The sequence below is a fragment of the Gulosibacter chungangensis genome (genome assembly GCF_008831155.1).
In the GTDB taxonomy this organism is placed as follows: domain Bacteria; phylum Actinomycetota; class Actinomycetes; order Actinomycetales; family Microbacteriaceae; genus Gulosibacter; species Gulosibacter chungangensis.
Window position 1 is genome coordinate 324,176 of sequence record NZ_WBKB01000001.1, and the last position, 22,156, is coordinate 346,331.

The window sequence follows — 22,156 nt, forward strand, 5'->3', positions numbered from 1 at the left end:
GGATGACTTTCTCTATCATCGCGCGCGATCCAGAAACCGGAGCTTTCGGCATCGCTGTTACGTCATCATCTCCCTGCGTCGGGGCACGTTGCATGCACCTACGCAGTAACGTCGGCGTCGTTGCTTCGCAAAACGTTACTGACCCTCGCTTGGGCCCTGCAATACTGGACCGCATTCAGGCGGGTGCAACAGCAGAAGAGGCGCTTGCGGCGGTACTTGATGGCTACGAAACCGCCCGATATCGGCAAATTACAGTCCTCGATAACCGTGGCGGCTCGGCGCACCACAGTGGCAGCGGCACCCTGGGGACAAACCGCGTCGTCGTTGGCGAGAACGCTATTGCCGCAGGGAATCTGCTTTCAACTGAGCAAGTCCCAGAAGACATGATTCGCTCGTTCGAACTGAGTTCTGGCGAATTGGAGCACCGTCTTCAAGGCGCTCTTGCACAAGGTGAAGCCACCGGCGGCGAGCTCGGCGAAGTTCGTTCTTGCGGTCTCGCCGTCGTTCACGACGTGGGCTGGCGAGTCACCGATATTCGCGTCGACGAGGCAGACCAACCGATTCAGAAGATGGCGAGCATCCTCGATCTGTGGATGAAAGAACGGGACGACTACAAGCTGCGGGGAATAAACCCTGATCTGGCGCCATCCTATGGGGTACCGGGCGACGAGTAGCAATATGAAGAGGGTGCGGTGTCCTGCAGGACACCACACCCTCTTTGTTTGCATTTGCGAATCGTCAAGCAGACTACCGGTCCCCTTCCCAACGGGCGTTTGCTCACCAGTGTTCCGACACACCCAGCTCTTCCCTGCAAATGACTCCGGCCAGCAAATCACTCCGGCCAGTAACCGAGATCATTCCGCTGACTACGTGTACAGCGACAACCACATCCCCAGGCCCATCAAGATGGCCCACACGAGCGCACCGATCGAGGTCAGTTTCAGCGCGAGGATAAGGTCTTTCGCGGTCTTCGAGGTGGCTGTAATAACCACGGCCGGGCCGATCAGCAGTAGTGCGAAGAAGGCGAAGAAGGCATTCGGATAGAACAAGCCGAAGAGGATCGTGGCGATGAACGGCAGTAGCGCGAAGAGGCCGAAGGTGATCCGGGAGCCGCTCAGGCCGAGCTTCACGGCGAGGGTCTTCTTGCCTGCGAGGGTGTCGGTTTCGCGGTCACGGATGTTGTTGACCATAAGCACCGCGCAGGAGAACAGTCCGGCAGCAACCGCGAGCACCCATGAGTTCATCGGTACCGTCAGGATCTGTACGAAGGTCGTTCCGGCGGTCGCGACGAGGCCGAAGAAGATGAACACGAAGACCTCGCCGAGGCCCGCATATCCGTATGGCCGCTTGCCGCCGGTGTAGAACCAGGCCGCGAGGATGGCCACCACACCAACTGCGATGAGCCACCACTGCTGGGTGACAATCGTGAGCGCGAGGCCCGCGAGCCCTGCGATTCCGAAGAATGCAAAGGCGACATTGCGTACGACCTTTGGGTTCACTCGCCCCGATCCGGTTAGTCGCGGCGGCCCCACGCGGAAGTCATCGGTGCCACGAATGCCGTCCGAGTAGTCATTCGAGTAGTTCACGCCGATCTGCAACGCGAGTGCCACCGCGAGCGCCCCGAGCGCACGCAGCCAGTGAAATTCGCCCGGCACAGCGGCAACCGCAGCCGCGGTGCCGAGAATAATCGGAACAATCGCGAGCGGCAGGGTCCGTAACCGTGCTCCCTCGATCCAGTCGCCGACGGTTGCTCTGCGCGCCGCCTCGCGCTTCTGCGGACGCTGGGACGGATTCTTAGACTTCTGCTTAGCCACGAGTCAGATTGTATGCGCTCGCTCGGCACGAGGGTCGCGAGGAGGCGCTAAGCAGTCGAGTCGATCACCAAGCGCCGGATCTGCACCCGATCGGGCTTGCCGCTTGCCAGTCGCGGCAGTTGGTCGAGTTGGATGCATCGCACGGGCCGGGCGGCCGGGCCGAGTTTCGCGAGCTGCTCGGTGGCCTGGATGAGCAACTCCGCTTCCTGCGCATCCCGATTCGGGAGCACGAGCGCGACCGATTCTCCCCACTCATCGCTCGGGAGCGAAACCGCAACAGCATTCTCGAAGCCGGGCAGCTGGTGCAGTTCTCGTTCGACCTCGTCGAGGTTGACCTTAATGCCGCCGGAGTTGATGACGTTGTCGAGACGACCGGTCACGGAAACTCGCTGCCCGCTCTCGCCGCCGCGGGGTGCGGTCGGGTCAAAGGGTGGTTCGACCTCGCCGGCATCATTCGTGCGATACCAGCGTTGGCCGTCCGCTTCTGCGAAGGCTGCCGCCGTGCGTTCTGGGTCGTCAAGGTAGCCAGCCGCAAGCATGGGCCCCGCAAGCCAGATTTCCCCCTGCTCAACCCGCGCCGAAACGCCCCTCAGCGGAATGCCGTTGTACACGCATCCGCCCGCGGTTTCGCTCGAGCCGTAGGTGAGGACGACCGCCCAACCGAACTCGCGCGCGGTCTTCACGATGTGCGGCGGCACCGCTTGCCCGCCCACGAGGATGGCGTCGAAACGGCCCATCCGTGCCGAGATGCGCTCGCGCTCGGCGAAGCTGAAGTCCTCGTGGTTCGTGACTGCCTCGACGAGTCGCTGCAGTTGCACCGGCACGAGCGAAACATAGCGCCGCTCGCCGTCCATCTTCGCGGCCATCTCCTCGAAATAGCGCACGTCGAAGTGATCGGCCATGTAGAGGTCGGGGCGGGTGCCCGCCTGCAGTGAGCGCGCGAGCACCTGCAACCCCGCAACGTAGTGCGCAGGCAGGCACAGTAACCACTGCCGGGTCGGGAACTGCTCGTCAACGTTGATGCCACGCTCGGCGGCGAGTTGGTCGAGCCGTTCGTAGGTGGCCGCGGCGGATGCACGCAGTGCTCGGGCAGTGAGCATCACGCGCTTGGGTTTGGCGGTGGAGCCGCTGGTTTCGATCACCGCGACGACGTCTTGGGGCGCGTTATCCGGCAGGGCGGGCAGCTGGATGTGTTCGGCCGCGACCTCGTCCGGCACCGGGAGGATCGCCGGGCCGTCGTTCGCCATGGCCTCGTCGAGGGCACGCATGACGGCGAGCGGGTCATCCGCCGAAATCGAAATCAGTTCCCGAGCCATTGCTGCCCCTTCCAATTGCTTTGCACCGACGCACTGCGCATCATTCGGCCTAGTAGTGATACGGGAAGGCGGACCAGTTCGGGTCGCGCTTCTCGAGGAAGGAGTCGCGCCCTTCCACGGCTTCATCCGTGCCGTAGGCAAGGCGGGTCGCTTCGCCCGCGAAGATTTGCTGGCCGACAAGTCCATCATCCACCGCGTTGAAGGCGAACTTCAGCATTCGGATCGCCGTGGGTGACTTACCGAGAATGGTCTCGGCCATCCGAATGCCCTCGGCTTCGAGTTCGGCGTGGGGTACGACGCGGTTAACCGCGCCCATCTCATAGGCCCGCTGCGCATCGTAAGTTTCGGCGAGGAAGAAAGCCTCGCGTGCGAACTTCTGGCCGACCTGCTTGGCGAAGTACGCGGACCCGTAGCCAGCGTCGAAGGACCCGACATCAGCATCCGTCTGCTTGAACTTTGCGTGCTCTTTCGAGGCGACCGAGAGGTCGGTGACTACGTAGAGCGAGTGTCCGCCGCCCGCTGCCCAGCCGTTAACGAGTGAGATGACGACCTTCGGCATGAAGCGGATCAGCCGCTGCACTTCGAGGATGTGGAGCCTGCCGGAGCGTGCCGGGTCGACGGTTTCGGCGGTCTCGCCTTCGGCGTACTTGTAGCCGTCGCGACCGCGAATGCGCTGGTCGCCTCCCGAGCAGAAGGCGTAGCCGCCGTCCTTCGGGCTGGGGCCGTTGCCGGTGAGGAGGACGACGCCGACTTTGGAGTTTTGGCGGGCGTTGTCGAGTGCACGATAGAGTTCATCGACCGTTTGCGGGCGGAAGGCATTGCGGACCTCGGGCCGGTCGAAGGCGACGCGGGCGATGCGGCCCGTGGTGTCGAGGTGGTACGTGATGTCTTCGAAGTTGAAGCCTTCGACTTCGCGCCAGCGCGTGGGGTCGAAAGTGTCTGAAACGGTCTCGTTGCTCATGCGCCTAACGCTAGCGCGTCGACGCGGTGATTTGGCCGCGTCGCAGTCGCCTAAGAATCTTCTCGAACAGATCTCGCGCGTGCGCGACGGCTACCAGTTGATTGGTGCGTCCGGCAGGGTGCCACCGTTGATGATCAACTGAATGATCGTGTTCCAAAACAGCCACGCGGGGGGAGCTCCGACGATAAAGGAGCAGATGAGCGCGAGGATGCCGATCCCGCGACCGGATTTGAAGAAGATCGCGTAAAGGGATGCGGTGATGCTCGCGAAGCCGAGGATGCCCGCGATCAGAATCCACATTTCGATTTCGAACTGTCGCTCGATGCCGAACATGTTGAAGATGTAGAGGAACACCATGATGTCGGCAATCAGCGTGAGCACAGCGCCGAAGAAAGCCCAGTGCCCAACCTTCCAATTGAAGGGGCTCAGCATCTGTTCGGACACGGGCACCGGGATATCGCTGGCATGGCGATACTGCGGGGCCTTGTTGTGGCGCGAGAGGCTCTCAGTCGTCATCAGTCGCGTTTGTCCTTCAGTGGTTGGTCGTGCAGCGGCGCTGCATCCACACAGTCTAGCCACGCTCGAGTCGACTTGTCCTGGCGCACTGATCAGTGGATATTAGGGATTCGGTACGAGAACTGTCGATTGTTCGTATAGTTCGAAGGTCAATCCGGCGGATGTGGCTGCGACGTAGCCGGTGACGGGGATGCTCGTTCCGGCGATAAATACGACCGCCGAATACGAGACGGTTGCGGTGACCGTGACTTGCCCACGTTCGGTATAGCGATGGCTGGTGGCGGTGTCGGAGAGCTCCGGTAGCCCCTGTGCTGCCCAGCTCGAGCCGAGGGATTGGGTGGTCCAGGCGTTGCCGTCACCAAAGTCCCAGCGGACGGAGGCGGGTGTGAACTGAATTTGCACCGGTTGGCCGAGGAGGGTGCCGTCCTGTCGGTGCGTGGTCGCGTCCACCCAGAAGTTCACCGGCTGCCCGAGGACGCCCCAACCGTTGGGTTCCATGTGGAGGACGGGCGTCTGTGGCGAGATTTCGAGGATGTCGCTCACCGAGAAGGATGCGGGAAGCACCACGCCCGAAGGTCCGCCGGTGCTTGGGTCACCAGGGCGATAGAGATATCCCTGGCAACGGTCCTGGTTGACGCCACTGACGATCGTGCAGCCGTCGGCGCTGCCTCCCGTGTTGGAACCGCTGGTTGAACCCCCACCGTTCCCGCCTCCGCCTCCGCTGTTCGACGGATACTCGTACGTTTCGCTGTACTCCACTGACACCGAGGAGCCGTTGTTGTCGACGCATTCACTGAGCCAAGCCCCTGATCCTTCGCAAGGTCCAGCTGCAGCAGTGACAGGTCCGACGCTGGGAAAAAGCAGCGACCCCACCAATGCTGTTACTCCGAGCAGAAACTTGAATCCGCCCACAACTCACTCCGATCGACTTTAAAAATGCCCTGGTCTTTTACGACTCGAATTTCATAAGCACGTTGAATTCCGTCACGACTACCTCCAACAGGATTGCCGTCTTCATCAAAAGTTTGTGACTGCGAAAAATCCACACAAACATAGGCGTCTATGGAGTCTCCGTCCACCAGTTGGATTTGACTTTTCACAACTGGCATCGTGCCGTCGGTGGTGTAGTTTCCTTGCTGCGCGAGTTCGAGGGAGTCTTGGTTGATCTTGGCCATATTGGGAGTGGTTATGGCTTGAACTTCATCGAACGATTCGCCATTCGTATCGAGCAGTTTTCCTGTCGCGGCCAAGTACTCCTCATACGTCTCCACCGCGATTTGCAGCGCTTCTTCGTCGGTTAGCTCAGGTGCCGTTTCGACGGGCGTCTCGTTCGACGTCGCGGCATCGGTGGCGATCTCGGTCAGCGCCGGATCCGCGCCACCGTCTGTGCAGCCGGCGAGCATCCCGCCCAATAACACGATGCCCAGCGCGCTCAACGCTCCGCGACCCGTCCTCGGCATCCTGGACAGCTTCTGCGTCCTGTGCGCTCCGGGCGTCGCGTCCATCCGCTGCAGCCTGCGTACTCCACGCATCCCGCGCATCCTGCCTCCCCATCTGCCGCAATCGCGGCAATTCTCGGCCAATGTCGAGAACCTAACCGATTCTGCAAACGCGAGTTGGGGTTATCCACAGCGCAGGAGTCGCGCAAATGCGAGGGCCTCCAGTCGGGCACAGATTCGCGTCGGGCATCATGGAAGTCATGCTTCCCTCGCTGTCAGACATCCTCGAGCGCACTCGCATTGTCTCGCTCCCGCTGAACACAAAGTTTCGCGGGGTGACCACGCGCGAGGCAGCGATCATCGAAGGTCCGGAGGCTTGGACCGAGTTCTCACCCTTCCTCGAATACGAGCCCGAAGAAGCCTCACAGTGGCTCGCGGCCGCACTCGAATACGGCTTTGACCCGCTACTGGAACGTGTTTGTCACGGTTCGGTGGCAGTCAACGCGACGGTCCCCGCGGTTCGTCCCGAGGAAGTTCCGGGGGTCCTCGCTCGGTTTGATGGCTGTCGCACCATCAAGGTGAAGGTTGCCGAGCGCGGGCAGACGCTCGCGGATGATCTCGCTCGCCTCGAAGCGGTCGTCGCGACAGCCCCCGGGGCCGCGATTCGCATTGACGCGAACGCTGGCTGGCAACTGGAGGAGGCTGAAACCGCACTCCGCGAGATCGCAAAACTTGGCATCCAGCTCGAATATGCGGAACAGCCGGTTCCTACCGTGCCGGAACTTGCGGAACTGCGGCAGCGCATCCGTGACCTCGGCACACCGATCGCGGCCGACGAGTCGGTTCGCAAGGCCACCGATCCGCTCGAAGTCGCGCGGGCCGGCGCCGCCGATCACGTGATCGTGAAGGTGCAGCCGCTCGGGGGCATCCGCAATGCCCTGCAGGTCGTGCAGGATGCGGGGCTCACGGCGACCGTGTCGAGCGCGCTTGATACCTCGGTCGGGATTGTCATGGGCGCGCAGCTTGCCGCCAGGCTTCCGGAGCCGCGCTTCGCGGCGGGGCTCGGCACGGTGTCGTTGTTTGCGGCGGATGTGGTGATCGAGCCGCGCAGGCCGAAGAACGGTGAGGTTTCGCTCGAACCGGCGCTACCCCGTGAGTCGCTGCTGCGAGAGCATCGAGCGTCCGCCGAGCGAGAAGCCTGGTGGCACGAACGCATCCGCGCGTGCCACGAAATTCTCGTGGCACGCGCGGGGTAGGTGCCCTTCGATACGGCTACGCCTGCTCAGGGAACGCCCTCGATACGGCTACGCCTGCTCAGGGAACGCCCTCGATACGGCCTACGGCCTACTCGGGGAACGGGTGCTGCATTCTCGGGAAAGCTACTCGGTGACCGCGGCGGCAACAGCCGCTGCAACGGCGGGGCCGACGCGGGGGTCGAGTGCGCTGGGCACGATGTAGTCGGCGGCGAGCTGGTCGCCAACGAGGTCGGCGATCGCATCGGCAGCGGCGAGCTTCATCGCTTCCGTGATCTTCTTCGCATCCGCGTCGAGCGCACCGCGGAAGATTCCGGGGAATGCGAGCACGTTGTTGATCTGGTTCGGGAAGTCACTACGTCCGGTTGCCACGACCTTGGCGTGGCGTGCTGCCACCTCGGGGAGGATCTCCGGGTCGGGGTTCGACAGCGCAAACACGATCGCGCCGTCAGCCATCGCGGCAACTTCCTCTTCGGGAATCTTGGCGGCCGAAACACCGATGAACACATCCGCGCCTTCGAGGGCTTCGCCAGTACCGCCGGTGAGACCCCGCGGGTTCGTGACCTTCGCAAGTTCGAGCTTCTTGCCGGTCACAGCATCCCGGCCCTCGTAGATGATGCCGCGCGAGTCGGTGATGATGATGTCGGTCACGCCCGCAGCCAGCAAAATTCTCGTCACGGCAACGCCCGCCGCACCGGCACCCGTGATGACGATTCGCAGATCAGCGAGGTCCTTACCCACCACCTTCGCAGCGTTCTTGAGCGCAGCCAGCGTCACCACCGCAGTACCGTGCTGGTCGTCGTGCATCACGGGCATGTCGAGCGCCTCGATGAGGCGGTCCTCGATTTCAAAGCAGCGCGGTGCCGAAATATCTTCGAGGTTCACGGCCCCGAAGGTCGGTGCAATGCGGATGATCGTCTCGATCATTTCGTCCACGTCGCCGGTGTCGAGGACAATCGGAATCGAGTTCAGCCCGGCAAACTTCTTGAACAGCGCACTCTTGCCTTCCATGACCGGCAGCGATGCCTTCGCACCGATATTGCCGAGGCCGAGAACCGCGCTGCCGTCGGAGATCACCGCAACCAGTCGCGAGGACCAGGTGTAGTCCTCAGCAGCAGTGACATCCTGCGCGATCGCGCGGCTCACCTGAGCAACGCCGGGGGTGTATGCGATGGAAAGGTCTCGCTTGGTTTCAAGTGGTCGGTCGACCGTGACCGAGAGCTTGCCACCCAGGTGCGAGTTGAAGATTTCGTCAAGCCCAATCTGAACGGGGCTCGCAGGGGTGCTACCAGTGGGGTTCTGAGTCATGGCGCCTTTCAATATGTACAGTCGTCGGCGAGCTGGAGCCGGATGTGCATCCGATCCGAAGCGTCGACGCATCGGAGGTTTGCAGTCTGGCTTAAAACCGAGCTGCGTGCACGTCCGATATCGCTACAGTCACATGATGAGGCCGGATATTTGGATGTTGGCTACTCTTGACGGTCCGGTGCCCTTCGATACGCTTAGCTACTCAGGGAGCGATTCGGGTTAGAGGCCGGAGTAGGCGTGGAGACCGTCGAAGAAGACGTTGACGATGCCGAAGTTGAAGATCACCGTCGCGAAACCCACCATCGACAGCCAAGCCGAAGGCGCACCGCGCCAGCCGCGGGTGCCGCGGGCGTGCAGGTAGCCGGCGTAGACCACCCAAATGATGAAGGTCCAGACTTCCTTGGTGTCCCAGCCCCAGTAGCGACCCCAGGCGCGCTCGGCCCAGATGGCACCGGCAACGAGGGTGAAGGTCCAGAAAATGAAGCCGATCACGTTGACGCGGAAGGCGAGATCTTCGAGGCGCTCCGAGTTGGGCATCGCGGCTAGCCAGCCGCCGCGTTTCGCTTCGCCCGCGCGAATCTTCGTTTCGCGGCCCTGCTGCAACAGCTGCAGCAGCGACAGCCCGAAGCCAAGCGCCAGGAAGCCGGTACCGAGCGAGGCCACGAACACGTGGATCACCAGCCACCAGGACTGCAGCGCCGGCTGCAGCGGCACGACGTCGACATAGAACCCGATGGTCGCGATCCCGAGCGTGAGCACCGTGAAACCCGCAATGAAGGTACCGAGGAAGCGCAGGTCATTCCAGAACTGCACCCCGAGGAACACCGCCACGATCAGCAGCGAGGAGGTCATCGAGTACTCGAACATATTCGACCAGGGCACTCGTTCCGCGGCGATACCGCGCAGGACGGTCGCCAAAAGATGGCCGGCGAAGGCCACCACGGTCAGTACCATCGCAATCTTCAGCGACACAGTCGCCCGCTGGTCACGCCAGCGGGGCTCGTGCTTCTTCGCCTTACCGGTAACACCACCCGACCCGGAACTCGCGGCCGAGCTCGACGAGACAATCCCCGCATCCGCTGCCGAACCGGCAACGCCGTCCCCCGCGCCGGCCTCGACGCCACCGGCGCCGACCAGCTGCTTCGAACGCGAAGTCGAGCCGGCCGCGGATGACTTGGCCACCGCATCCTGCTTCTTCGTGCCGCGGGTAGCGAGGTCGAAGGTGAAGAAAATGAACGCCGCTGCGTAGATCACAATCGCGATGTACAGCGAGGTATTCGACCAGTTCGAGAGCGTTTCGGTCATTGTCCTGACTTTCCGTTTCCGGCGTCTCCGGCGGATGCCGGGGTTGCCCTCAACGATACGAGCTTCTGGGTCTGCGTGTCGACCAGTTCATTGACTGCGCGCGCCAGCTGTGGGTCCTCCCCGCGGGCGAGCCCCGCGAATTCGAGCAGCAGGCCGTCTTCCTGCTTCGTCACCTTGATCCACACGCGGCGGCGCGGCACCAGCAGCGACACCACGAGTCCCGCGATGGCGAGGAAGACGAAGGTCGCGACCGGCACGCGCGTGTAGTCGCGGTGCACGTCGAAGGATGCATACCGCGGGATATCTTTATCCAGCGAGATCGTGCCGAGGCCGTTCGGGAGTTCCAGCGTGTCGCCGGGCGCAAGGATCAGCGCATCATTGTCAGTGTCGCCACCGGCGATCTGCGTGAGATCGGTGGTGTCGAGGCTGTACACCGACACGGGCATGCCGGTGTCGAGGCCGAGGTCGCCGACGTAGACGTTGAAGCTCAGCACCGGGTTTTGCAGATCCTGGTGGCCGGAGGTGAGCGCACCCGATTCCAGTTGCACCGCGGTCGGATAGAAGAAGCCGAGGAAGCCGACCTGCTCATCGAGCCCATCCGGAACCTTCACGACACCGGTCGAGGTGAGGTAATTGTCCTGCGGGATGAAGGCGACCGAGTCTCGGAAGACTTCGTTGCCCTCCGCATCCCGCACCGTGACGGTCGGGGCGTAACCGTTCGCAAGGAGGTACGTGTCGGTGCCGTCGAGACGCAGCGGGTCGTTCACCCGCACGGTTTTGTCGAAGGGTTCGTCACCAGGATGCTGCACCGTGACGTGCGCCGAATAGTCGAGCGGGATACCGATCGCGTTCGGGTTTTCGGTCTCGTAGGTGACATCAAGGTCGGTCAGCTGCATCGAGTACGGCGGCAGCTGGTCGGGCGTGAAAAACCGCCCCGGGTTGAAGGATGAGTAGCTCACGAGGCCGTTCACGAAGGTCTGGCCTTCGACGAGGACGCGCTGGCCGTGCCAGTTGAACCCCGAGAGGAAACCCACCGAGAGAATCACGCCGAGCATCGCGATGTGGAAGATCAGGTTGCCGGTCTCGCGCAGGTAACCGCGCTCAGCCGAGACCGAGAGCCCGCCGCGCTTGCCGCCATCGTAAATTTCGGTCCGATAGCGGCTCTTTCGCAGCGTCTCGCGGGCGCTGTCGATGATCTCGCCCTCGCGGCCGACCCACTTGTCGTCGAGCTGCAGCTTGGCGTATGCATCCAATCGAGAAAGACGCGCGGGCGTGCGCGGCGGCTTGGAGCGAAGCGCCTTCAGATGGTGCGCCGTGCGGGGCAGGATGCAGCCGACCAGCGAGATGAACAGCAAGATGTAGATCGATGAGAACCACCACGTCGAATAGACGTCGAACAGGCCCCAGTCGTCGAGCGTCGGCGCGAGGTCCGGGTTCTCGTTGAAGTAGATCGTGACGCCGTTCGGGTCACTCGAGCGCTGTGGAAAGAGCGACCCGGGCACCGCGGCGAGCGCGAGCATCAGCAACAGGATGATCGCGGTGCGCATGCTCGTCAGCCACGCCCAAAGGCCCCGCAGTGCGGTCACTACGGGGTTGGTCTTTTTCTTCGCGCCTGGCTTTTTTGGTTTCGGCCGATTGTCGCGGTCTTCGAATCCCGGTTTGCCGGCGTCAATGTGATCAGATGGGCGAGACATATCCGGGGAGCGTTGCTGCGATCGTCGAGAGGAACTGCTGCCAGATGCCGAGCACCATGAGCAGTCCGATGAGGATGATGATGCCGCCACCGATCAGGTTGATGGTGCGGATATTGCGCTTGAGCCAGCCCACCCAGTTCGTCGCGGCATTCCACCCAACCGCGGCAATAATGAACGGGATGCCGAGGCCAAGGCAGTAGATAAAGGCCAACAGGGCACCCCGGCCGGGGGATGCAGTGTCAAAGGACAGCGTCTGGATCGCCACGAGCGTGGGGCCCAGACACGGGGCCCATCCGAGCGCGAAAATCGCACCGAGGACCGGCGCACCGACGAGCCCCACGGGTGCATTCTTGAATTTCATGGTGCGCTGCCAGGGCCCCGAAAGGCCCACAAAAATCAGCCCCATCAGGATGACCACAATCCCGAGCACTCGAATAATTGGGTCCTGAAAGCGCATGAACCACACGCCGAGTTGGCCAAACACGGCGCCGGTGAGGACGTAAATCACCGAGAAGCCGAGGACGAACAGGGTCGCCCCGAGTGCCACGCGACCGCGCGCGGGAGCTTGAGTCTTGGTGAGGGTACTGGCCCCCGTGGCGGGAGAGTCGGCTGTGGATGCATCCACCACCGTTTTCGAGCCGGTCGTCTTCTGACCGGCCGCGGGCGCCGATACCGAGCCGAGCATCCCCACATACCCGGGAATGACCGGCAGCACGCAGGGGGATGCGAAGGAGACGAAGCCTGCGAGGAGCGCCAGCGGCATCGCGACGAGCAGCTGCCCGGTCATGATCGTTTCGCCGGGGCTCGCCGCGAGCGTCTGCGTGGCGGCGAGGGTTTGACTCGCCGCTAGCGTCGCGCTGGCAAGGAAGGGCTCGATCACGCGGCCTGCTCTTCGAGGACCGTATTAATCATTTCCGTGAGTACCGAAGGGTCCGCGATGCCGCGGATCACCGCAGCCACCGAACCGTTCTGGTCGATCACGAGGGTCGAGGGGATCGCCTGCGGCGGCACGTTGTCGGAGAACGCGAGGCGGACGGATGCGCTGTCCACGTCAAGAATCGACGGATAGGTGATGCCGAACTCGGCGTTGAAGGACTCGGCTGTCGGTGCCTGGTCGTAGACGTTCACGCCGAGGAAGTTGACACCCTCATCGGCGAAGTCCTGATTGACCTGCTCGAGGTCCGGAGCTTCGATGCGGCACGGCGGGCACGCCGCGTACCAGAAGTTCATCACGACGACTTCGCCCGCATAGTCAGCGCTGGAGACGGTGTCGCCGGATTCGATTTCGCCCTCGTAGCTCACGGGTTCGGCACGCTCGGAGGGAGAGAACACTTCCCAAGAACCGTCGCCGGCGACATAGCCCTGTTCGGCGTCGGCGGCGTACTGCTCGGCAAAACTGTCGTTCGCGCAGCCTGAAAGCGCGAATGCCGCTGCGATGCTTAATGTGGCGGCAAGGCCACGGCGGTGGCGGCGAATGAGGTTGGTCACACGGCTCCCTGATCGGTCGCAGAAGCGAGTTCACTCAGCGCCGGTTCGCGGTACGCGGCCTCGGTGAAACCGGTTGCGGGGTGGTACTCGAGCGCCGTAATGCTCGAAAGCGAGCAGCGGCGCTTCGCCGGGTTATGCGGCAGCGGTTGATGGGTAACCGCCCGATGCACCATCCAGATCGGCAGCTGATGAGACACCACAATAACATCCGCACCTGGATGCGAATGCTCGCCGTCAATCCTCCCAGCGTCTGATTTTGTCGCGGTTGAAGTTGCCTCTTCCTTTGCGGCCAGCGCGTGCTCAAGAAGTGCCTCGCGCATCCGCGCCACAATCTCGCTGAACGGCTCCCCCCAGCTCGGAACCCAGGGGCGCAAAAACAGCGGCCAGCTCGAGGGACGCTTCAAGACCGAATCCTTGCCGCGCATCCGATGCCCCTCAAAGTCATTCCACGGCTCGATCACCCGCTCGTCGATGATCATCTCCAGGCCCAGCGCATCCGCAATCGGCTGCGCCGACTCGCGCGTGCGCTGCAGCGGCGAGACCACGAGCCTCGTGGCCGGCACCTGGCGCTCGGCCAGGTCATCCGCCGCGAGCTTCGCCATGCGGTGACCCTTCTCGCTGAGACCGAAGTTCGGGAGGCGGCCGTACAGCACCCCATCGGGGTTGAACACTTCGCCGTGACGAACGAGGTGAATACGCTGGGTCATCATGCACTCAAGTCTACGTTTGCCGGGCTGAATGGGCGTCGTCGATCTCGCGAGAGGCTTGCTCCTGCGGCTAAGGTAGTCGGGTGACTGAACGTACCCTTATTAACGCACTCGCCGCTCTCGAAAACGGCCCCGTCAAGATCCAGGGATGGGTCGACACCGTCCGTGACCAGAAGAAGGTGCAGTTCGTCGTGCTTCGCGATGAGACTGGCGCCTGCCAGCTCGTGAATCCACGCAGCGAGGGTCGCGAAGAAATCAGCGACACCATCTCCAACCTCGCGCAGGGCACGATGCTCACCATCGAGGGTGACCTCAAGATGGATGAGCGGGTCAAGCTCGGCGGCCTTGAGGTCAAGATTTCCTCGATCAAGGTCGAGTCGGAGGCCAACCCCGAGACCCCGATCGCCGACGACTCCTCGATCGACAAGCGCCTCGACTGGCGCTTCCTCGATCTGCGCACCGAGCGCAACAACCTGATGTTCCGCGCCCAGACCACCATGACGCACGCGATGCGCAACTACTGGTACGACCGCGACTACATCGAAATCTTCACCCCGAAGTTCATGGCCACCGCCTCGGAGTCGAACGCGGAGCTGTTCAAGGTCGAGTACTTCGACGGTGTCGCCTACCTCGCGCAGTCGCCGCAGTTCTTCAAGCAGATGGCGCAGTCGGCTGGTTTCGGTAAGGCCTTCGAAATCGGCCCGGCTTTCCGTGCCGATCCCTCGTTCACCTCGCGCCACGCGACCGAATTCACCTCGGTGGATGCTGAGATTTCGTGGATTGAATCGCACGCCGACGTCATGGACATGCAGGAAGAACTCATCCGCACCGCGCTGGGCGCAGTGAAGGAGCGCTTCGGCGAGGACATCAAGCGCGTCTTCGACGTGGAGATCAACCTGCCCGAGAACCCGTTCCCGCGGGTGCCGCTGCTCGAGGCTCGCGAAATCGTCGAGTCACGCGGTCACAAGTTTGAGCGCCAGGACCTCGACATGGATCCTGAGGGCGAGCGCGAAATCGGCCGCTGGGCGCTGGAAGAACACGGCAGCGAGTTCGTGTTCCTCACCGACTACCCCGCGTCGATCCGCCCGTTCTATCACATGCGTCACGAGAACGACGCGTCGCTCACGAAGTCCTACGACCTCGTCTGGAACGGTGTCGAGATCTCCACCGGTGCCCAGCGTGAGCACCGCATCGAGCAACTCACCGCGCAGATCGCTGACAAGGGAATGGATGCGAAGGCGCTCGACTTCTACCTCGACTTCTTCCGCTACGGCGCTCCCCCGCACGGCGGCTTCGGCATGGGCCTGTCGCGCATGTTGATGCTGATGCTGCACCAGCCGAACCTGCGCGAGGTCACCTACCTGTTCCGCGGCCCCAACCGCCTGCAGCCGTAGGGCAGCCCACTTCACCGAGCCGTGGTGGTTGCGCTGAGCCGGGGTGTTTAACCACCCTGTCTCAGAGCAACCACCACGGCTCGCTGCCTTACGACCCCGACTCGCTGTGTTGCGACCCCGGTTCGGTGCCTTACGACCACGGCTCGCTGCGTTAAAGCCCCGGCTCGGCGCGTTACGGACCCCGGCTCGCTGCGTTGAGGACCCGGTTCGCTGCGTTATGGACCCGGCGCGGGAGCCCCGTGGTCGAGTACTAGAAGACGGCCGGCAGCGCGACCGAGATCACGAGCGCGATGATCACGGTGTTGAAGACGTAGCCGAGCACATTGTGGGTAAGTGCAGCACGGCGCACGGACGATGCTCGCATCGTTGCGTGTCCGAATCCGTAGGCGGTGGACATTTGCACGGCCACCAGCCCGAAGTCGCTCAGCGTCGGAGGATCGAGGTTGTCCGGGAACGAGATCGCCCCGCGAACCGCCCATTCGCGGAGGTATCGCACCGCAAATCCGAGAATGATCAACAGCCACGCACCGATCACCGCGGCGAGGGTGCCGAGAGTTGCGGCGGGTGAGTCCCGCACCCCGGGTCCGGTCAGCAGCAGTACCAGCGTCGCGAGCGAAAGCGCTCCCGCGCCGATCGCTACGTACACCTCGTCAAGCCCGTTCTGCTTGAGCCGCTTCGCTTCTGCGCGGGTGCGCGGCGCAGACGCTCTGGCGATGAAGGCCAGGTCTTTACCCTTCGCCCCACGAAATGCGTAGGCCGTCAGCACAAAGTACAGCAGCGCGTTCAACAGCAGCATGACGCCCAGCAACACGATCAGTTGCACCGACTTTTCGGAGAACAGCACGGACCAGTCCCGCTCGCCATCCTGGTCCACGCTCCAGGTCAGCGCCCAGATGATCGCGGCGAACCCCGGCAAAGTCGCAATCCACTGCCGGGGTTCTTCCCTCGCCAGCCAGCGCGGCTTCGTCGCGCGGCGGCTGCCTGTGCGCGTCTGGTCGATGGATGAAGTGTTCACCCAGTCGAGGGTACCGGCCGCTGTACCCCGGGCTAAGCCACCAACCTCATCCTCATCCCTGCCCCGTCCCCGTCCCCGTCCCCGGTGGTCAAAATTGTGCATGGATTTCGGCAACACGCCGTCAGTTGGCGCAGAATCCACGGAATTCCGCGGCTAGCCGGTAATCGCGTGCACAATTTTGGAAGCAGGCAGCCGGTGCCCCTCGATACGCTCCGCTACTCGGGGAGCGTGAGGGGACGCTACTCGCGGAGCGGGATGGGCGGAGCGGGATGGGCAGCTACTTGCTGATTCGCGACCGGCGTCGCTGCGCGATCCAGAGGCCGACCGCGATTGCGACGGTAAGGCCGACCGTGGCGAGCAGCTGCTCGCGCGGGCCGGGTGTCAAGAGCGCCAGCACAAACACAGCACCAAGCAACACCGCCGCACTGAGCGTCAGGATCGCGGGCCGCAGCTCGAGCTGACCCGACGCATCCCGCGCGCCTCGGCCGCGCACCCGCAGCATGTAATACGAGGCGAGCACCGACAACCAGACCATCAGCACCGTGGAGCCGACGAGGTTGAGCAGGATCGGGAGCACCGCATCCGCCGCGATGAAGTTGAAGACCACGGTGATGAAACCGACCGCGACCGACGCGAGCACAGCCCAGCGAGGTACGCCGTTCCCCGAGAGCCGCAGCAGCTGCTTCGGGGCGAAGCCGCGCTCGGCAAGCGAGAAGGCCATGCGGGAAGAACCGTAGAGGTTCGCGTTGAGAGCCGAGAGCAGCGCAATCACAATGAGGATCGACATCAGCACATCCGCACCCGGGATGCGCAGGTGCTGCAGCACGCTCACGAAGGGGCCATCGGCCACACCTTCCGCGTTCCACGGCAGGATCGAGATGATCACGAACACCGAACCGATGTAGAACACGAGGATGCGCCACATCACCGAGCGCACGGCCTTGCGGATGTTCTTGGCCGGGTTCTCGCTCTCGGCGGCTGCGATCGCGACGACCTCGGTGCCGCCAAAGGAGAAAATCACGATCAGTAGGGCTGCCGAGATACCGGTCAGTCCGCCGGGGAGGAAGCCGTCGTTCTCAGTCCAGTTCGCAAGGCCCGGGGACTGGATGTCCGGGAACCAGCCGACGAGGAACGCGAACCCAACGCCGAGGAAGATGATGATCGCCGCGACCTTGATGATCGCGAACCAGTATTCGAAGCGGCCGTAGTTGCGCACGCCGAAGAGGTTCACCGCGGTGAGCACGACGAGGAAGCCGAGCGCCCAGACGCCCTGGTGTACCTGCGGGATCCACGACCAGGCGATGGCGGCAGCCGCGGTAGCTTCGGCTGCGATCACGACGACCAGTTGGAACCAATAGAGCACGCCGACAGTGCCGCCGGTGACCGGGCCGAACGCCTTCGCAGCGAAGACCGAGAACGCACCGGACTGCGGGTCCTCCGCGACGAGTTCGCCGAGCATCCACATCAGGAAGATGACGATGATGCCGGCGACGATGAACGAAATCAGCACCGCCGGACCAGCAACCGCGATGGCTTCGCCGGAGCCGACGAATAGGCCCGCGCCGATTGCGCCGCCGAGGCCGATCATTGAGAGCTGTCGGCCAGTAAGTGAGCGCTTGAGGCCCTCGGCTTGGGTGATTTCAGTTACTTGTTGCTGCGATGTTTGTGTCATCGCGCTCCTTCCAGAGCGGGTTTTGCCCGCGTAATTGGCACCCTATGAGGGTACTCCGCGCTTCATTGCGCAGCGAAGGTGCCAAATGAGTGACTATCAGAGTCGGTGAAGACTCGAGGTTTTTACGTTTCCATGCAGAATTTGAGGGCCGGACCGCTAATAAGGACCTCGAGGCCTCGGAAATGCATGGAACGGTAAAAGCAGCGCGATCGGTGCCGCGCTCTGCGCCGCATTTCGGCCCCGGGGACTCAGCCCGGGGCCGAAACTGCACAGCAATTAGAGGTCGGCGAAGAGCAGTGCCGGTTTCTCCATGCGATCGGTGACGTAGGTCAGGAATGCGCTGGCCGCATCGCCATCGCAAACCCGGTGGTCGAACACGAAGCTGACCGTCATCACGGTGCGCACTGCGAGTTCACCATCGACCACCCACGGGCGTTCCTTCAGCCGACCGATCCCCAGCATCGCCGCCTGCGGCAGGTTGATGATCGGGCTCGAGCCATCGACGCCGAAGGCACCGTAGTTATTTAGCGTGAAGGTGCCGCCCTGCAGCTGGCTCGGCGAGTATTTGCCGCGCGGCGCTTCCGCCACGAGTTCACCGATACCGTCACGCAGCTGCCGCAGATTCATTTCGCTCGCGCCGTGCACCACCGGCACGGACAGGCCGCGCGGGGTCTGCGCCGCGATCCCGAGATTCACGCGCCCGTATTCGACAATCTCATTTGTCGCCGCGTCAAAGGATGCGTTCAGTCGCGGATGCTGCTGCAGCCCCGCCACCACGATCCGCGCGATGAGCGTGGTGAGGCTAAACCGCTCGCCGGTGCTCGCCTGCAGTTGAGCGCGCAGGTCGAGCAGCGGCGTCACATCGACATCGAGCCAGATGGTCGCCTTCGGCACCTGCGCGTGCGACTGCGCCATATGCTCGGCGACGATTCCACGCATTCCTTCGACGGGGATACGCCGGTCGGCAGCAGCTTGGTCGGTGGCAGTCTCGCTGGCGGTCGCTTGGCCGCTTGTCGGGCCAACGCCCAAGTCGGCTCCTTGGCCAGCCGGATGCACGGCTCGGCTCGATGGTTCGGCGGCGGTTTGTGTTCCGGGGGCATTGGCACCCCCGGCGGCCGCACCCGAGCCGGTCGCCCCAGGTTTCGCGGTCCGCGTGCTGCCAATCTGTGTGACCGGCGCAACGATAGAGCCGGACTGCGTTGCGAGTGCACGAGTGCCCTGTAGCGTCGCCGCAGCTTGCTGCACATCGGCGCGCAAAACGAGTCCGCCGGGACCACTCCCCCGCAGGTGTCGGGCGTCAAAGCCTGCCGCCTGCGCTTCACGGCGCACGAGCGGCGACATCACCGGTGAGTTGCGGCGCTCATCGATGAGCGCCACGCTCGCGGCGACTGGGGTTTGCAGGCCTGCATCGCGAATTTCAGTGCGAGTCTCGGCAGCATGTTGTTTGCGGCGCTGTTTGAAACGGCCTCCCTCGGGGCGACGCAGGCGAGCAGTCGATTCTTGGGTGCCGTAGCCGATCAGCACGGCACCGGATGCTCCGGCGGGGGCTTCGACAGGCTCAGCCGATGAGGTAGCGGGCTCAGCCGACGAAGTGACAGCCTCAGCAGGCACCTCAGCACCAACCGGCGCAACCCCCAGTAGCACTTGCCCTGCATGCAGCACTTCCCCTTCGGAAGCGCCGAGCGAGACCACGCGCCCCGCGTACGGGGTCGGGAGCTCCACGACCGACTTCGCCGATTCCACCTCAACCACGAGCTGGTCGATCGCGACCTCGTCGCCGACGGCAACCTTCCACTCGACGATGGTGGCCTCCACGAGGCCTTCCCCGAGGTCGGGCAGGATGAACTCTTGTACCTCGGCCATCACCACTCCCATCGATCCATCGCCGCGAGCACACGCTCGGCGGTCGGCAAGAAATACTCTTCGAGCTTCGGTGCCGGATAGGGCACATCGAAGCCGGTCACGCGTAGAATCGGCGCATCCAGGTAGTAGAAGTTCCGCTCGGTCACCCGCGCGGCGACCTCGGCGCCGTAGCCACCGAACTGCTGCGCCTCGTGAATCACGGCCGCACGCGAAGTCTTCCGCACCGATTCCGACACCGTCTCATCGTCAAAGGGCGAGAGTGTGCGCAGGTCAATCACCTCGAGCGAGAGCTCTTCTTCGGCACCGAGCTGAGCAGCTTCAAGCGCGACATCCACGGTCGGGCCATAGGCGAGCAGCGTCGCGTCGGTCCCTTCGACCAGCACGCGGGCCCGGTTCATCGGAGCCGCAGCTTCCGCACGATCCACCTCGCACTTGGCCCAGTAGCGACGCTTGGGTTCAAACACGATCACCGGGTCATCCGAATCGATCGCCCCGCGCATCAGGTGGTACGCATCCTGTGCGTTCGAGGGCGTAACCACCGTGAGCCCCGGAGTGTGCGCCCAGTACGCTTCCGAAGAGTCGGAGTGGTGCTCGACCCCGCCGATCCCACCGCCATACGGAATCCGGATCACCAGCGGCAGCTCCACGCGCCCCCGCGTACGGTTACGCATCTTCGCGAGGTGCGAAAACACCTGCTCCAGCGCCGGATAGCTGAACGCGTCAAACTGCATCTCAACGACCGGTCGCATCCCCGACATCGCCATGCCGATCGCGGTGCCGACGATGCCCGACTCGGCGAGCGGCGCGTCCCACACCCGGTCTGCCCCGAACTCGGCCGAAAGCTTGTCGGTGACGCGGAATACGCCGCCGAGCGGGCCAACATCCTCACCAAATACGACCACGCGCGGGTCTGCCGCGAGCGCATCGCGCAGCGCGGCGTTCAGCGCACCGGCAATCGACATGGTCTCGACGCCGGAGGCCTGCCCTGGTTCGCCGACAGGATTGGTTGCACCGGTCGCGGCGCCCGGCTGCTTCGGCCGTTCCTCACGCGAGGGCTGGGTCGGCATTGTGAGCGAAGTCATGAGGTGGCTCCTTGGGTCTCGGCAGCGGATGCAGCGGTTGCGGATGCGGCGGTAGCGCCAACGGGTTCGCGGGCGGCGAGCTCTTCGGCGAGCATGGCCCGCTGTTCCTCGAGGGATGCGCGCGGGGTTGCGTAGACGTGATCGAAGATTTCGAGCGGATCGATTTCGACCGTTTCGTTCATCGCCGCGCGGGTCTTGGCGGCGTTGTCCTCGGCCTCGGCGCTGATCTCGGCTTCGAGTTCCGCGGTCAGCAGGTCATTGGCGCGTAGGTAGTTTGCGAGCCGCTCGATCGGGTCGAAGGCCTTCCAGGATTCGGCTTCTTCGGACGTGCGATAGCGGGTGGGGTCATCCGAGTTGGTGTGCGATTCGAGGCGATAGGTGCGCGCTTCGATCACGGTCGGGCCCTCGCCTGCACGGGCACGAGCGATCGCATCCTTCGTCACTGCGATCACCGCGGCAATGTCGTTGCCGTCCACCCAGACCCCGCGCATCCCGAGCCCGGCGGCGCGGTCGGCGATCGACCGCGAGCGCATCTGCTCGTTTACCGGCGTGGAGATCGCATACTGGTTGTTCTGCACGAAGAAGACCGTCGCGGTGTTCCAGGTCGCGGCGAAGTTCATCGCCTCGTGGGTGTCGCCCTCGCTGGATGCGCCATCGCCCAGGTAGGTGAGGGTGACGGTGTTGCGCCCCTGCAGTTTTTCGGCGTGCGCGAAGCCAACCGCGTGCAGGGCCTGTGTGGCGAGCGGGGTGGACTGCGGGCTGATCCGGAACTCATACGGATCGAAGGAGCTGTGCCAGTCGCCGCGGAAGAAGCTCAGCAGATTGCGCGGCGGTACCCCGCGGGTCAGTAGCGCCGAGGAGTCCCGGTAGGTCGGGAACATCCAGTCGTGCGATTCGAGTGACAGCACGCTGCCGACCTCACCCGCCTCCTGCCCGTAGGCAGAGGGATAGGTGGCGAGGCGACCCTGGCGGGTTAGCGCAGTCACCTGCGCTTCCCAACGGCGGGCGATCACCATGCCGCGGTATGCGTTCTGCAGGGTCTCGGCATCCGGCATCGGGTAGCCGGTGGCGTTTTCGACCTCGTTGCCGTGCTCGTCAATCAGCTGCACCGGGCTTGCGCCGGGCAGCAGATCAAGCAGCTTCTCGTACTGGGAACCTGGGGTATTGAGCGTGGGGCTGCGGCGGTCGCTTCCGGGTTGGATGCTGTCCTGTGCGCGGGCCCGTGTCGGCTCGACTTCGTTGTCTCGCATGTACCCAGGATGCGCCGGTCAGGCTGGGATTAGATACCCGGTTTGGCAACTCCCGACAGCCGGTCATTCTGTCGGCCTG

The 22,156-nt window shown here is 63.6% G+C and carries 20 protein-coding genes; 3 read left to right on the forward strand and 17 right to left on the reverse strand.

Annotated elements, in window-relative coordinates; genetic code table 11:
* The first annotated feature begins 2 nt into the window (after positions 1-2).
* Positions 3-674, forward strand: coding sequence for a DUF1028 domain-containing protein (locus F8O05_RS01455; protein WP_158050970.1), 672 nt, complete (start codon positions 3-5; stop codon positions 672-674).
* Positions 675-866: 192 nt separating this feature from the next.
* On the opposite strand, the gene F8O05_RS01460 is transcribed toward F8O05_RS01455, so the two are convergent.
* The 6 genes from F8O05_RS01460 to F8O05_RS01485 all read right to left on the reverse strand — a co-directional run bounded on the left by F8O05_RS01460 (position 867) and on the right by F8O05_RS01485 (position 6,112).
* On the reverse strand, positions 867-1,814 hold the full coding sequence (locus F8O05_RS01460) for a 1,4-dihydroxy-2-naphthoate polyprenyltransferase (protein ID WP_158050971.1): 948 nt from the start codon (positions 1,812-1,814) through the stop codon (positions 867-869).
* Between the two features lie 47 nt (positions 1,815-1,861).
* The gene (locus F8O05_RS01465; protein WP_225735667.1) at positions 1,862-3,130 is read right to left on the reverse strand and encodes an AMP-binding protein; all 1,269 of its coding nucleotides are present in this window, start codon (positions 3,128-3,130) and stop codon (positions 1,862-1,864) included.
* Between the two features lie 49 nt (positions 3,131-3,179).
* Entirely contained in the window at positions 3,180-4,091 is a 912-nt protein-coding gene (locus F8O05_RS01470; protein ID WP_158050972.1) for a 1,4-dihydroxy-2-naphthoyl-CoA synthase, read from the reverse strand.
* Positions 4,092-4,181: 90 nt separating this feature from the next.
* Positions 4,182-4,607, reverse strand: a complete 426-nt coding sequence (locus tag F8O05_RS01475) for a hypothetical protein (RefSeq protein ID WP_158050973.1) — start codon at positions 4,605-4,607, stop codon at positions 4,182-4,184.
* A gap of 102 nt (positions 4,608-4,709) precedes the next feature.
* On the reverse strand, positions 4,710-5,366 hold the full coding sequence (locus tag F8O05_RS01480; protein ID WP_158050974.1) for a hypothetical protein: 657 nt from the start codon (positions 5,364-5,366) through the stop codon (positions 4,710-4,712).
* 122 nt (positions 5,367-5,488) lie between these two features.
* Entirely contained in the window at positions 5,489-6,112 is a 624-nt protein-coding gene (locus tag F8O05_RS01485; protein WP_158050975.1) for a hypothetical protein, read from the reverse strand.
* A 194-nt stretch (positions 6,113-6,306) separates the two neighbouring features.
* Between F8O05_RS01485 and F8O05_RS01490 the strand changes: the two genes are divergently transcribed.
* Positions 6,307-7,302: an o-succinylbenzoate synthase gene (locus tag F8O05_RS01490; protein WP_158050976.1), complete on the forward strand. Its 996-nt coding sequence runs from the start codon at positions 6,307-6,309 to the stop codon at positions 7,300-7,302.
* A 123-nt stretch (positions 7,303-7,425) separates the two neighbouring features.
* Here F8O05_RS01490 and F8O05_RS01495 read toward each other — a convergent pair whose 3' ends face one another.
* The 6 genes from F8O05_RS01495 to F8O05_RS01520 form a co-directional block, all read right to left on the reverse strand.
* Positions 7,426-8,607: an NAD(P)-dependent malic enzyme gene (locus tag F8O05_RS01495; protein WP_158050977.1), complete on the reverse strand. Its 1,182-nt coding sequence runs from the start codon at positions 8,605-8,607 to the stop codon at positions 7,426-7,428.
* A gap of 219 nt (positions 8,608-8,826) precedes the next feature.
* Positions 8,827-9,912, reverse strand: a complete 1,086-nt coding sequence (ccsB, locus tag F8O05_RS01500; protein ID WP_158050978.1) for a c-type cytochrome biogenesis protein CcsB — start codon at positions 9,910-9,912, stop codon at positions 8,827-8,829.
* A complete protein-coding gene (resB, locus tag F8O05_RS01505) occupies positions 9,909-11,606 on the reverse strand; it encodes a cytochrome c biogenesis protein ResB (protein WP_158050979.1) in 1,698 nt (565 codons plus the stop codon). Before resB ends, ccsB begins: the two co-directional genes overlap by 4 nt.
* Entirely contained in the window at positions 11,590-12,486 is an 897-nt protein-coding gene (locus tag F8O05_RS01510) for a cytochrome c biogenesis CcdA family protein (protein ID WP_225735668.1), read from the reverse strand. The genes resB and F8O05_RS01510 overlap by 17 nt, the downstream gene beginning before the upstream one ends.
* On the reverse strand, positions 12,483-13,094 hold the full coding sequence (locus F8O05_RS01515) for a TlpA family protein disulfide reductase (protein ID WP_158050980.1): 612 nt from the start codon (positions 13,092-13,094) through the stop codon (positions 12,483-12,485). The genes F8O05_RS01510 and F8O05_RS01515 overlap by 4 nt, the downstream gene beginning before the upstream one ends.
* Positions 13,091-13,804: a histidine phosphatase family protein gene (locus F8O05_RS01520; protein WP_158050981.1), complete on the reverse strand. Its 714-nt coding sequence runs from the start codon at positions 13,802-13,804 to the stop codon at positions 13,091-13,093. Before F8O05_RS01520 ends, F8O05_RS01515 begins: the two co-directional genes overlap by 4 nt.
* Positions 13,805-13,884: 80 nt before the next feature.
* Between F8O05_RS01520 and aspS the strand changes: the two genes are divergently transcribed.
* Positions 13,885-15,195, forward strand: a complete 1,311-nt coding sequence (gene aspS / locus F8O05_RS01525; RefSeq protein WP_158050982.1) for an aspartate--tRNA(Asn) ligase — start codon at positions 13,885-13,887, stop codon at positions 15,193-15,195.
* A gap of 250 nt (positions 15,196-15,445) precedes the next feature.
* On the opposite strand, the gene F8O05_RS01530 is transcribed toward aspS, so the two are convergent.
* From F8O05_RS01530 to pdhA, 5 genes are all read right to left on the reverse strand, one after another.
* On the reverse strand, positions 15,446-16,210 hold the full coding sequence (locus F8O05_RS01530; RefSeq protein ID WP_192496976.1) for a DUF1345 domain-containing protein: 765 nt from the start codon (positions 16,208-16,210) through the stop codon (positions 15,446-15,448).
* 277 nt (positions 16,211-16,487) lie between these two features.
* Complete coding sequence (locus F8O05_RS01535; RefSeq protein WP_158050984.1) at positions 16,488-17,882, reverse strand: amino acid permease; 1,395 nt, start codon at positions 17,880-17,882, stop codon at positions 16,488-16,490.
* 276 nt (positions 17,883-18,158) lie between these two features.
* Positions 18,159-19,745, reverse strand: coding sequence for a dihydrolipoamide acetyltransferase family protein (locus F8O05_RS01540; protein WP_192496977.1), 1,587 nt, complete (start codon positions 19,743-19,745; stop codon positions 18,159-18,161).
* Positions 19,745-20,827 (reverse strand): alpha-ketoacid dehydrogenase subunit beta, encoded by a 1,083-nt coding sequence (locus F8O05_RS01545; protein WP_404811347.1) that lies wholly within the window; start codon positions 20,825-20,827, stop codon positions 19,745-19,747. The genes F8O05_RS01540 and F8O05_RS01545 overlap by 1 nt, the downstream gene beginning before the upstream one ends.
* On the reverse strand, positions 20,824-22,077 hold the full coding sequence (gene pdhA, locus F8O05_RS01550) for a pyruvate dehydrogenase (acetyl-transferring) E1 component subunit alpha (protein ID WP_158050986.1): 1,254 nt from the start codon (positions 22,075-22,077) through the stop codon (positions 20,824-20,826). Before pdhA ends, F8O05_RS01545 begins: the two co-directional genes overlap by 4 nt.
* Positions 22,078-22,156 lie beyond the last annotated feature (79 nt).